Raw genomic sequence first — 13,019 nt, forward strand, 5'->3', positions numbered from 1 at the left:
TTTCATTCTCCTGCCTTGGCGGTCTCGGTGTTTGCAGTCAATTCGGTGATGCGATTGAAATCCATGTCATCGGAGAGCGCCGCCGCACTGTCCTGCCAAATCTGTCCCGCCAGTTGACTGACCGGAAGCGCCACGTCCTTTTGCGATGCCAAGGCCATGGCAAGGCGCATGTCCTTGCGCATCAACCCCATGGTAAAACCACTATCAAACTGCCCGGAAAGAACCCATTTCGGATAATTGACTTCGCTAACAGCACTGCGCCCCGAACCGGCGTTAAGTGCGGAGATCAGGTAGTTGGTATCCACCCCGGCCGCCTTGCCCAGTGCGACTGCTTCGCGCATGGTCAAAAGATGGGTCGCAACAAGCATGTTGTTGATAATTTTGACTGCGTGGCCGGCACCTACCGGGCCAACATGGGTAATCTTGCCACCCAGAACTGAAAGGATCGGCATCGCCTTGGCAAAACCGGCATCATCGCCGCCAACCATCATGGTCAATTGCCCACTATTGGCCCCAGCCGGGCCACCACTGACCGGCGCATCAATCAGCACATGACCGATCACACGCAAAGCCGCGTCAAGTTCACGGGTCACATCGGGTTCAGACGTTGTCGTATCAATGATCAGGCGCGGCGCAAGACCACAAGATGCAAGGCCACTATCCCCGGTCAGAACGGTTTGCACGTGGCGTGCTGTCGGCAAGGAAAGGATGATGGTCTCACAGGCGCTAAAAAGTTCCTGCTGGGTGGCAACGATGGTCACACCATCGCGCGCAGCATCCGCCTGGCGTTCGACGGAAAGGTCAAACCCGGTTACCGCGTGGCCCTCGCGCAAAAGTGTGCGCGCCATACCAAGTCCCATATTTCCAAGCCCAATGACCCCGACGGTTCCGGTGTCATTGATGTGTGTTTGTGTCACGATTGCTGCCTCTTTGCTGCTTTGGGGTCGTTACGCGCTGTATCAAAGGTGACAATCTTCGCCTTTGAACGCCCTTTTCCGCCCTTTTCTGTTTTGATTTCCTGATCAACTTCCGGCGGAAGCACCGCTGTTTCAAGATCAATTGCCGGAACATGTTGTTGCCGAAACAGCAACAGATATGCTCTGATTACGACATCGCCCCACAATTCGAAGCCCCGATATGAAGATCGATGACAAACCTCTCCGTTATTTTTTGGCTGTTTTCGAAGCCGGCTCGATCCGGACTGCTGCCGAGAACTTACGTATTGCCCCCTCGGCGATCAGTCGACAGATCTCAAGCCTTGAGGCGCATCTCAATACGCTTTTGATGGAACGCACCAAACGCGGGATCATCTTTACCGAAACGGGGCATATGGTTGCGGCGCATGCACGCAAGCGTATTGAAATCGACGAAGCATTTGCGGTTGATCTGGCCGCCGCCCGTGGCGCCATTGCCGGGACGGTGCGCATCGCGACCGGGGAGGGCTTTGTTGTCGATCTTGTTAATCACGTGATCCGCCCGCTGCGCGACGAGTTCCCCGATATTCGGCTTGAAGTCGATGTTGCCGGAACCGAAAAGATCACCCATGGCATTCTGCGCGATGACTATGATCTGGGGCTGGTTTTCAACCCGCCGCGCACGCCAGAGCTTGAATTACTTGCCGAAAACCACAGCCCGCTTTGCGTGCTGGTCCCGCCGGAATTTGCCCTTGCCTCCAAGCAAAGCTGCAAACTGAATGAAACGCTGAATTATCCGGCCGCCTTGCTGGATCAGAATTTCGGGGTGTCCAAACTTTTGGCAAATGCCGATCCGGGAAATCGCGTGGCGCGGGATGCTTTTCTGACCGCCGATTCGATCAATGTAGCCATTCACTTTGTCCTGTCGGGGGGCGGTATTACCTATCTGCCTGCGTTTGCGGTATCACGACAACTACGCAGAGGCGAAGTCGTTGCCATCCCGATGACCGATCCCTTCCTGGCGCGTGTTCCTTCACACTTGCTGGTGCGCAAGGAGCGCCCCAAAACCGCCGCGGTGCGGGCGGTTACAGGCATGATCCGCGATCAGATGGAGGCATTTGGCTCCGCCTGGTATCCCGAAGAACACGAATAACCTTGCGTGACCTGTTGCCATTTCGGCAACAGAAGCATCCCAAAATGGCACTTGCCCATGAATCGGCATGTTCCCATTCTCGGTCGGAAATTCCGGATCTAAAAATGGCAAAACGATGAATTTTGCGTCGCCGGATTTTACAGGGATGACAAGGCGCGTTTGGTTTCCCGCAATAATGGGAAAGGTGTCCTTGCGTCGTAAACGCCACTGTCTGTCAAGGAGACTGGGAAATGAATGCGCTTCGGGGACAAATGGGGCTATGGAAGCTCCATTTAGCCGTTATCATCATTGGGGCTATCGCCGAGCTGATCGGCATCCGCAAAATTCCTTTGGGAATTGGAGCAATCCTTCTGTTGCCGCTGCTTTATGCCTTTATCATGGCAGCCCTTATGAATCCGAATGTCATGCCGAAATTTGGCAAGTTCATCGGTGAAAAAGAAGTCAAGGCGGCCTCACCGCTGATCGTCATTGCTATCATGCCGTTCATCGCCAAATTCGGAACCACCATCGGCCCGGCAATCGAAACCATCATCGAAGCGGGTCCTGCGCTGTTGCTGCAGGAACTCGGGAACCTCGGCACGATTGTTCTGGCATTCCCGCTTGCGGTTTGGGGCCTGAAAATGGGCCGCGAGGCCATTGGTGCGACCTTCTCGATCGCACGTGAACCGAACCTTGCCATCATTGCCGACCGTTACACGCTTAAAAGCCCGGAAGGTGCGGGTGTCATGGGCGTCTATGTGATCGGCACACTTTTCGGCACCTTCATTTTCGCCATTCTGGCGTCACTGTTTGCCAGCATTGATGTTTTTGATCCGCGCGCGCTTGCAATGGCATGCGGGATCGGCAGCGGTTCAATGATGGCGGCCTGCACTGGTGCGCTGACGGAAGTTGTCCCTTCCATGAAGGACGAAATCCTTGCACTTGCCGGGGCGAGCAACCTTTTGACCTATGCAACGGGTCTTTATGCCGGACTGTTTATTGCTCTTCCGATCGTTGAAAAACTCTATAACGCGACGGCTGGTAAGCGTGACCTTGCCGCTGCTGACAACAAGGGGGCTTGATCATGTCTGATAGCGTTGTTGCAAAAGAAACCACCCGCCCGAAAATTGACCTTGTCGATCATGCCGTCGTCCTGATCATTGTCTGCCTTGTCGGACTGGTGATGAACACAGTCGGACCGGCGATACCGTTGATGGACGGATTTATGGGCATGATCGTGATCTATTTGATCTCGATGGTTGGCCTTATCCTGACCCGCTTTGCGCCGTTCTATCTGCCAAGCGTTGCATGGATTTCGTTGGTCGGCATTGTCGCGACCCTTCCCTGGACCCCGGGTTCGGAATGGATCGTCGCACAGGCCAAGTCGGTTAACTTCCTGGCCCTTGCAACCCCGGCGCTTGCCTATGCCGGCTTTGCGATTGCCAAAAAGGAAATCGAAGTTGCCAAACATTCCGGCTGGAAACTGGCACTGGTTGCCTGCCTTGTATTCCTTGGCACCTATGCCGGTTCGGTTCTTGTTGCCGAAGCGATCCTGAAACTTCAGGGTATCTGATCACATCGCGTAACCGGGACCATCTGAAACATGGTGGTCCCGGTGTTAAGTTACCGGGTTCACGCCCGCACATATCATCCAAAATCGAGTATGCAGATGACTGTCCCTTCTTGCTCCCTTCATCCTCGCGCCACCGAACTTGTCGATGAATTCATCAGTTGGCGTCACCATCTGCATGCTCACCCTGAAACCGCATTTGAAGAAAACCTGACCAGTGCCTTTGTTGCAGAAAAGCTGAAATCCTTTGGCTTGGAGGTCAAGACCGGGATCGCCAAGACAGGCGTTGTCGCAACCCTGCATGGCAACAAAGGGCCGGGAAAGCGGATCGGGCTTCGCGCCGACATGGATGCGCTTGATATCCATGAAACAACCAATTTGCCTTATGCGTCAAAACATCCGGGAAAAATGCATGCCTGTGGTCATGATGGCCATATGACCATGCTGCTTGGTGCCGCCAAAATACTTGCTGAAAACCCGGATTTTGCCGGAACGGTTGATTTCATTTTCCAGCCTGCCGAAGAAAACGAAGGCGGCGGACGGGAAATGGTCAACGAAGGCCTGTTTGACAGTCATCCGGTCGATACGGTTTATGGCATGCATAACTGGCCGGGCCGCGATATCGGCACCATGGCTGTCAAGGCTGGCCCGATGATGGCAAGCTACGACGTGTTTGAAATCGTGATTGAGGGCAAAGGGTGCCACGCGGCCATGCCCCATCTCGGACATGATCCGATTACAACAGCAGGTCAGGTTCTGCTGGCACTGCAAACCATCGTTGCACGCGAAATCAATCCTTTGAAAAGCGCTGTGATTTCACCCACGCAGATTTTCGGTGGTGACACCTGGAACGTAATCCCCAATACCGCGACCATTCGCGGCACTGTGCGCACATTTGATCCTGATATTCAGGATGTTATCGAAGCGCGTCTGGTCGAAACAGCCAAACACACCGCACAGGCCTTGGGCTGCGATGCCCGGGTGAATTATCAACGCCGCTATCCGGCGACAATCAACAGCCCGGCAGAATCCGAAATCGCCCTTTCGGTGGCATCGAAGATTGTCGGCGCAGATCAGGTGGACACCAATCCTGAACCGTCCATGGCCAGCGAAGATTTTGCCTTCATGCTGAATGTCAAACCGGGTTGCTATATCTGGCTCGGCAACGGCCCGACGGATGGCGACCGGTTGCTTCATAACGCCGCATATGACTTCAATGATGACGCCATCACGTACGGTGTCAGCTATTGGATTGCACTGGTCAAAGAAGCCCTGTCGCAGGACTGAAGACATATTATCCTGCGCTGCGTGTTCCCGTGTCATTGATGGCATTCAAAGATAGCGGTTTGCTGTTGTTGCAAATGCTTTGCCTTATAATTGCCGACTGAGTAGGCTAATCCCGAAATTCACTATGGCGATGCGCCAGATCTGGCATCGCCGAACCCGAATTGCGGACGCAGGAAAAGCCTTTGAAACGTAAATTGTTACATCTCCTCATCCCGATGACGGCTATTGCGCTTTCGGCCTGTGGCACCATGCCACAGAACAGCGACGATGCCGTTTTCGAGTATCCGCAATCCAACGGGTTTTCGGGCAATTTCCTGGCTGGCAAGGCCGCCCAGATGGAAAGCCGGTCTGACTACGCTGCGCAGTATCTATTGCGCGCCCATCAACTTGACCCCGACAATGCCGAGCTGCGCCGCCGTGCTTTCCTGGCATTGATCAGTGACGGGCGCATCAGCGATGCCGTCGATATTGCCACCAGTTTGCAATCCGAAAACGATCAGGACCTGTTTGCGGCCCTGACCGTGATGGATGCCGCCATTCGCGAAGATCGCTATCAGGATGCGCTTTATATCGTCTCAAGCCTTCCGGAACGTGGCATCAATGCCCTGATTGCACCGCTGGCAAAGGCCTGGCTTTACACCGGCCTTGATCAAAAAGACGCGGCAATGACCGCCCTTGATGGCATGCAGGGCAATGGCGCGCTTAACCCGCTTTCGGAGTATCATCGCGGTCTGATCCTGGCGCATTTTGGTGATTTTGATGCCGCCGAACGCGCGCTTGCCAGTGCCTATGGCGATCCGGCCGACGCGCCGCTTCGCGCTGCCGAGGCCCTTGGCGCTGTTTATGAGCGTAAAGGTCAGGTGCAAAAGGCATCCCTTCTGTATGAAAGCTATATGGATCGGCATCCGCAATCGCTTGCCATGCCGTTCCATCTCGCGCGGCTTGACCGCAAAGAACCACCGATCGCCACCATGCTGACCCCGGCAGAGGGTCTTGCAGAGGCCTATCTCGATATCGCCACCCTGCTTAGTCAGGAAAACGCGGTTGATCCATCCTTGCTTATGGCGCGCTATTCGCTGTCGCTGCGTCCCGATGATGACATTACCCGTCTTCTGGTCGGCGAAGTGATGGAAATTCAGAACCGCTTTGAAACGGCAATTGAGGTTTACAAAGGGATCCCCCGCTCATCCCCGCACAGCTGGAATGCGCGGCTTCGCACCGCCTCAAGCCTTGAGCAGATCGGTCGCGCGGACGAGGCGATTGATATCCTCAAGGACATGGTCAACGAACGCCGTGATCGGCCAGATGCGCTGATCCAGCTTGGCGACATCCTGCGCATTCAGCAACAATATGGCCCGGCCGCAGACGCCTATGACAAGGCGATTGAACGGCTTGGCGGCCAGACACAGGTTGGCTGGCGTTTGCTGTATCGTCGCGGCATTGCCCACGAACGTGCCGGTGACTGGGCCAAGGCCGAGGCAGATTTCCTTCAGGCCCTCGAAGTCGAACCGGAACAGCCCTATGTGCTCAACTATCTTGGTTATAGTTGGGTTGATATGGGCATGAATTTCGATCAGGCCGAAGACATGCTTAAACGCGCTGTCGAATTGCAGCCTGATGATGGCTATATCGTCGACAGTCTGGGGTGGGTTTACTACAAGCTTGGCCGGTTCGAAGATGCGGTCGAACAGCTTGAAAAGGCGGTCGAACTGAAACCCGATGACCCGACCATCAATGATCATCTGGGTGATGCCTATTGGCAGATCGGGCGCTATCACGAAGCCCGTTTCCAGTGGCACCGTGCCCTGTCCTTCAATCCGACCGAAGAACTGCGCAGTACCGTTGAAGCCAAGATCAATGGTCAGGTACCAAGCGTGGCCCCGACCGTCGTAAACTGACGCATTTGGGAAGAAACGTTCATGTCTGCGACCTATCGCCAGCAGGCACCTGCCAAGGTTAACCTGTTTTTGCACGTCACCGGCAAACGCGATGACGGCTATCACCTGCTTGAAAGCCTCGTCTGCTTTACCGCATCCGGTGACGTGGTGAGTGGTGAGGTGCGCGATGATGGCGCCATCACCCTTTCGATCACAGGCCCCATGGCTGCCAACCTTGCCCTTGAAGACACCAGCGACAATCTTGTCATGCGTGCCGCCCGGATGATCCAGGCTGAAAGTGGCACGACACAGGGGGCCGACCTGATCCTTGATAAGCGGTTGCCGATTGCATCGGGCATCGGTGGCGGGTCGGCTGATGCCGCGGCGGCGATCCGGTTGCTGTGCGAAATGTGGAAACTTGATCTCGACGCAGACACCTTATCACGCATGGCGCTAACACTCGGGGCAGATGTTCCGGTTTGCCTGCATGGTAGAACCTGTCTGATGTCGGGCATTGGCGAAGAAATCACCGCACTGCCCGACCTGCCGTCCGTCCCGATGGTCCTGATCAATCCCGGCAAGGCGGTTTCAACACCCGAAATCTTCAAGGCCCGGACGGACGAGGGGTTTAGCCCGACCGGCGCATGGGATACCCAGCAGACCTTTCAAAGTGGTGCGGCCCTTGCCGATGCATTGTCGGAATGCGGCAATGACCTGACGCTGCCAGCCACCGGCATCCTTCCGGAAATTTGTGATGTGCTAAATGCCCTTGCCCGCGAAGAGGGATGCTTGCTGGCCAGAATGTCAGGCAGCGGGGCGACGTGTTTCGGAATTTACGACACAAACGATCAGGCAGAACGTGCGGCAAATGCCATTGCGGCACAGAACCCGGACTGGTGGATTTCGCCCACCCATATCCTGACGGAAAAGAGCCGCGAGCAGGCAGATATGGGCGCGGCCTTCCCCGACTGAGCGCGAGATAAAAAAACCTTCAAATAGAGGGTTGCACTCTTGTCATGAGGGCGCTATTTTCCGCGCCACGCACGCTGATGGGGCGTGGCCAAGTGGTAAGGCATCGGTTTTTGGTATCGTGTACCGTAGGTTCGAATCCTACCGCCCCAGCCAAGACAAACCGCTTTGAGGTTTTCCTCAAAGCGGTTTTCTTTTGCCTGATCAATGGAACATGGCCGCACGCGAACGTGCCGCCACACATTATCTGTTCAGGACTGCTTTGACTGGTGCATTGCGATGCTGGCGCGCGACACCAGTTTATCAAGCGTATCGCCCGCCTCCGCAATGCCAAGTCCGATGCTGAGCGTAAGTTTCGGGTGTGCGCTTCCGGCCTCGAAATCCTCGGCACCAACGCGCTCTGTCAGGCGCTGCAGATAGTTCAATGCGCCTGCCGCCCCGGTTTCAGGCATCAGGATAATGAATTCCTTGTCGCTCCAGCGCGCGATGACATCGGTTTCGCGCTTCATGCCCGATGCCACCTTGGCAAACAGTTTTAGCGCGGCATCACCGGCATCATAGCCAAACTTCTCATTCAGGTTCTTGAGATTGTCGAAATAGACCATCCCGATCACAACCGCATTGCCATAACGGTTTGAACGTTCAAGCTCCGTGCGCAAGATACCTTCCATGTAATGGCGATTGTAAAGCCCCGTCAGCGGGTCGGTATTGGCCGAAAGCTTGATATCCTTGCGCGCCTGATCAAGTGCCTTGCGATCATGGATGTGGGCAAACGCCTGCCCGATTGAGTCGGCAAAAAGCTGCACCAGATCGATATCATGCTTGGTAAAGGCCTTCACCGGTACCGGGCTGCCAAATGCAAGGGTCCCGATGCATTCGCCTTCGACAACGATCGGTGCGCCAAGATAGGCGGCAAACCCGAATTTCTCGCCCGCCGGATGCGATCCCAGTTCACTTTCACTGACATCATGAAAGGCAAAGACTTTGCTGGCCGAAATAACCTGACTGCAGAATGTCTCATCAAGATCGAATTCCATGCCCGGGGTCAGGGCATTTTCCGGATGAAACACCTGTCGAATTTCATAGGTCTGTTCGCCAATCGCACTAAAGATGCCGACTGGCAGACCGAACTGCTCAATACCGAGCTTCAGGATCGCCTCAACACGCTGTTCGAACATTTTGGCCATTTCGCCCTGATGATCGGTCTCAAACTCGGTGGTCATGTTATTTCCCATTTTTTGACTGGCACCGACGTGCACGAAAACGCCAGTCATAAAGCCTTGTTATAGTGCGACAATTAAGTTCGATAATCGCATACGGCAAATTCTAAACCGTAAGCATACCAAGGCATAGGCCATTCTTCTGATTGGATAATATTTTTCTGATATGACCGGCTCGGTTATGCGGATTTCAGTCGTGCTGTCATCTGGTGCAACAGGGCTGCTCCCCTCAAGCCGCCATCGCGGGCATGGGCGCCGGGCACCACCAGCGGCGCGTTATACCGCCCCAAGGCACGTTTTCGCACCCGGGTGTCGATCTCTGCGATCAGGGCCGTCTCGGATGCCAATCCGCCGCCCACCGGGACACAATCCGGATCGAGAACATTGACCATCAGTGCCAATTCTTGGGCAACCAGATCACAATAGATGTCGATAACCCGTGCTGCCTTGTCATCCCTGGCCAGCCATGCAGTTGTGATGTCGTGGCTTGCAGGTGCCTGATCATGGAGTTGCGCGTAAATCCGTTCAAGCCCGCGCGCCCCGCCCCAGCTATCAAGGCATCCTGTGCGCCCACAGCCGCAGGCAACCGCCGACAGGCCATGTTTGATGAGGCTACCGGTGACATCATTGCCATGCCCCCATTCACCTCGGATACCGCTGTTGCCGCCAACGAACTGACCATCGAACATAATGCCGCCACCAACCCCGGTGCCAAGGATTATGGCAAAGACGGTGCGTGCGTTTTGGGCGGCACCTGTTGTTGCCTCGGCCAAGGCAAAACAATCGGCGTCATTTTCGACCAGAACAGGACGGTCCAGAATGGCTGAAAGCTCGGCCGCCAGCGGCCAATCCTTGATGGCCGGAATATTGGCAGAAATAACCGACCCGGTTTGCGGATCCATCCCACCGGCAAGACTGATGCCGACCGGGCATCTACCATATTGCTCATCGGCCTCATGCACATAACCCGCCAGAGTTTTGACAAAGGCATCGCGGTCATCACGCGGTGTCGATGCCTTGCGATGAAGCACCATCGCCCCACCCGCATCAAAAACACCGAACTCGATATTCGAGCCCCCTATGTCAAAGGCATATTGCATGCTTAACTTTCCACGAACTGTCCTGCTATCGGGATACACCAGCCTAGAGTACGTCGCAAAAAGAAACGGCACCAGCCGGGTCAGGCAGATGCCGTTAATGTGTCAAAGATCGCGTGAGCCTAGCTACGCAGGCGTGCCGCCAGATCATCGTAGGACGGCATTTGATCGACCGGACCAAGGGCCGTCACAGTCGGTGTGCCATCCAGCAATGCCTTGCCCGAACGACGCACGCTCTCAAGATCAACACCGTCGATCTTTTCAACGATTTCTTCCATGCTTTGCGGGCGGCCGAAAATCTGGATCTGACGGGCCAGTGTTTCACAGCGACCGGAATTGCTTTCCATCGCCATGACCACAGATGCCTTAAGCTGTGCACGTGCACGTGCGACTTCTTCCTCGGTCAGATCCTCGGTCGCGCGGACCAGTTCATCACACATGACCGGCATCAATTCGCCAACGTCATTGGCACCAGTTCCGGCATAGATCGAGAACAAGCCACCATCGACATAGTGCGACGAGAAGCTGTAGACCGAATAGACCAGCCCGCGCTTTTCGCGGATTTCCTGGAACAGGCGCGATGACATGCCACCACCCAGAAGAGTGTTGAACACCTGCAGATCATAGAAGCTGTCATCGGTGTAGGACACGGTCGGCAGACCAAAGATCACATGCACCTGTTCAAGCTTGCGGTTTTCGATCCGGCTGCCGCCTTCGTATTTAAGCGGCTCCATCTCGTGATCTTCATGGGCCGGAAGGCTGTCGAACTTTTTGGCCACCATATCGACAACGCGGTTATGCTCGACCTTGCCCGATGCCGAAAACACCATGCGTTTCGGGCTGTACCGGCGTGACATGAAATCAAACAAATGGTCGCGGCTGAGCGACGATACATTTTCCGGACTGCCAAGGATCGAACGCCCCAGCGCCTGATTTGGCAGGGCGGTTTCCTGGAAATAATCGAAAATGATGTCATCAGGCGTGTCATTGGCCTGACCGATTTCCTGCAGGATGACCTGACGTTCGCGTTCAAGTTCCTTTGCATCCAATGTGGAATGCTGAAGGATGTCGGCAATCACATCAATCGCCAGTTCCTGATCTTCATGCAGGACCTTGCAATAATAGGCCGTGTTCTCGCGCGAGGTATAGGCATTCATCTGCCCGCCGACTGCTTCGATTTCTTCGGAAATCTGAAGCGCTGAACGACGACGCGTGCCCTTGAACGCCATATGTTCAAGCATATGAGAAATGCCGTTAATGTCGGGCGTCTCGTTACGCGCCCCGACATCAACCCACGTGCCCAAAGCAACCGACTGCACATGATCAAGGCGGTCAGTCGCGACAATCATTCCATTGTCAAGCTGGGTGAGCTCGACTGTCATATAGCATTACTCCTGTTTCGCATTCTTTTCCCAACCATGGCTGGTCTTCAGGCTGCACGCCGGTTCTTGCGGACATGCGCCATCAAGGCCGCCACATCGTTGGACATTGGTTCGACCTTTTCAGGCCGGTCATATAGATCAGAAAGACGCGGCGGCAAGTCCGGGTAGATGCCCGACGCCTGCTTGACCGCATCCGGGAATTTCGCCGGATGTGCAGTTGCCAGTGCCACCATCGGCACCGATTTGTCCCGATTGCACTGGCGGCCTGACACGATGCCGATCACCGAATGCGGGTCCACCAGTTCGCCACTGGTTGCCAACACATCCTTGATTGCCGCCTTGGTTTCTTCGTCATCCAGTCGATAGCCATCGAAATGTTCACGCGCGCGGCCAAACTGGCCCTGCGACATTTCCATAACACCGGTTTCACGGAACTTGGTCAGCATCTCGGCAATCGCAAGTCCATCACGATCATAAAGATCAAACATCAGACGCTCAAAATTCGAGCTGACCTGAATATCCATCGACGGGCTAAGCGACGGCTCAACGCCTTCCATCTTCATGGTCCCGGTTTCAAAGAAGCGGGCAAGGATGTCATTGCGATTGGCACCAACCACGAACTGCTTGATCGGAAGGCCCATCTGCATGGCGGCATAACCGGCATAAACATTGCCAAAGTTGCCCGACGGCACCGAGAAGGAAATTTCGCGTTCCGGCGAGCCAAGCTGCACACCCGCCCAGAAGTAATAGGCGATCTGGCACATGATGCGCGCCCAGTTGATCGAATTCACCGCCGACAGGCCAACTTCATCGCGGAAGCCATGATCATTAAACAGCGCCTTGACCAGATCCTGGCAGTCATCAAACGATCCTTCGACCGCAACGTTGTGCACATTGTCCGACAGGATGGTCGTCATCTGACGACGCTGCACTTCCGAAACGCGGCCTTTGGGATGCAGGATGAAGATGTCGATATTTTCACGATCACGGCAGGCCTCAATCGCGGCCGACCCGGTATCACCCGACGTCGCCCCCACAATCGTGATCCGCTCGCCGCGTTTGGCCAGAACATGATCAAACAGGCGACCAACCACCTGAAGCGCATAGTCCTTGAACGCCAGCGTCGGGCCATGGAACAGCTCCATCACCCAGTCATTCGGGCCAAGCTGCTTAAGCGGTGCGACCGCTTCGTGATCAAAGCCGCTATAAGTGTCTTCGAGAATGGTCTTAAGGGCGTCGTCATCAACAGTGCCGGCAACAAACGGCTGGATGACTTTGAAGGCCACTTCGGCATAAGTCAGAGTTCGCAGCGCACGAATGTCATCCTTGGAAAAGGTCGGCCAGGTTTCGGGAACATAAAGCCCACCGTCACGGGCCAGACCGGCAAGAAGAACTTCATCGAACGGCAAAACGGGGGCGCTTCCCCGCGTGCTGACATAGCGCACTAGACCTGCTCCTGCATAAGGCGAATATCGGTTGCGTGCATTTGGGCACAAATCGCCCCCAAACAACACGCCAAAGCCTGATTTAGTGAGGGTTTGAGCAGATATAGTCAAGGGACAATCCAGCAA

Annotated in this window: 11 protein-coding genes and 1 tRNA gene; 7 read left to right on the plus strand and 5 right to left on the minus strand. The window is 55.2% G+C overall.

The genetic code is table 11. From position 1 onward, the window contains the following. Nucleotides 1-2: 2 nt before the first annotated feature. Nucleotides 3-917: an NAD(P)-dependent oxidoreductase gene (locus FHI25_RS02990; protein WP_210514992.1), complete on the minus strand. Its 915-nt coding sequence runs from the start codon at nt 915-917 to the stop codon at nt 3-5. Nucleotides 918-1,137: 220 nt separating this feature from the next. Between FHI25_RS02990 and FHI25_RS02995 the strand changes: the two genes are divergently transcribed. The 7 genes from FHI25_RS02995 (at nt 1,138) to FHI25_RS03025 (ending at nt 7,905) form a co-directional block, all read left to right on the plus strand. Then, on the plus strand, nt 1,138-2,067 hold the full coding sequence (locus FHI25_RS02995) for a LysR family transcriptional regulator (protein WP_210514994.1): 930 nt from the start codon (nt 1,138-1,140) through the stop codon (nt 2,065-2,067). A gap of 230 nt (nt 2,068-2,297) precedes the next feature. Beyond that, nucleotides 2,298-3,128 (plus strand): DUF3100 domain-containing protein, encoded by an 831-nt coding sequence (locus FHI25_RS03000; RefSeq protein ID WP_008889213.1) that lies wholly within the window; start codon nt 2,298-2,300, stop codon nt 3,126-3,128. 2 nt (nt 3,129-3,130) lie between these two features. Continuing rightward, nucleotides 3,131-3,619, plus strand: coding sequence for a hypothetical protein (locus FHI25_RS03005; RefSeq protein ID WP_008889212.1), 489 nt, complete (start codon nt 3,131-3,133; stop codon nt 3,617-3,619). Nucleotides 3,620-3,715: 96 nt separating this feature from the next. Next, entirely contained in the window at nt 3,716-4,903 is a 1,188-nt protein-coding gene (locus FHI25_RS03010; protein WP_210514997.1) for a M20 aminoacylase family protein, read from the plus strand. 182 nt (nt 4,904-5,085) lie between these two features. Beyond that, nucleotides 5,086-6,801, plus strand: a complete 1,716-nt coding sequence (locus tag FHI25_RS03015; protein WP_210515000.1) for a tetratricopeptide repeat protein — start codon at nt 5,086-5,088, stop codon at nt 6,799-6,801. Between the two features lie 21 nt (nt 6,802-6,822). Next, nucleotides 6,823-7,752, plus strand: a complete 930-nt coding sequence (locus FHI25_RS03020) for a 4-(cytidine 5'-diphospho)-2-C-methyl-D-erythritol kinase (protein WP_210515003.1) — start codon at nt 6,823-6,825, stop codon at nt 7,750-7,752. Between the two features lie 78 nt (nt 7,753-7,830). Next, nucleotides 7,831-7,905 (plus strand) — tRNA-Gln (locus FHI25_RS03025). A 95-nt stretch (nt 7,906-8,000) separates the two neighbouring features. Here FHI25_RS03025 and FHI25_RS03030 read toward each other — a convergent pair. The 4 genes from FHI25_RS03030 to thrC form a co-directional block, all read right to left on the minus strand. After that, nucleotides 8,001-8,972, minus strand: a complete 972-nt coding sequence (locus tag FHI25_RS03030; protein WP_210515006.1) for a sensor domain-containing diguanylate cyclase — start codon at nt 8,970-8,972, stop codon at nt 8,001-8,003. 176 nt (nt 8,973-9,148) lie between these two features. After that, nucleotides 9,149-10,069 (minus strand): ROK family protein, encoded by a 921-nt coding sequence (locus tag FHI25_RS03035; RefSeq protein WP_210515008.1) that lies wholly within the window; start codon nt 10,067-10,069, stop codon nt 9,149-9,151. Between the two features lie 119 nt (nt 10,070-10,188). Then, complete coding sequence (locus FHI25_RS03040) at nt 10,189-11,448, minus strand: pitrilysin family protein (RefSeq protein ID WP_008889206.1); 1,260 nt, start codon at nt 11,446-11,448, stop codon at nt 10,189-10,191. Nucleotides 11,449-11,495: 47 nt separating this feature from the next. Further along, complete coding sequence (gene thrC, locus FHI25_RS03045; RefSeq protein ID WP_210515010.1) at nt 11,496-12,893, minus strand: threonine synthase; 1,398 nt, start codon at nt 12,891-12,893, stop codon at nt 11,496-11,498. Between the last annotated feature and the right edge of the window lie 126 nt (nt 12,894-13,019).

Origin of the sequence: Thalassospira sp. ER-Se-21-Dark, assembly GCF_017922435.1 — a bacterium.
Taxonomy (GTDB): domain Bacteria; phylum Pseudomonadota; class Alphaproteobacteria; order Rhodospirillales; family Thalassospiraceae; genus Thalassospira.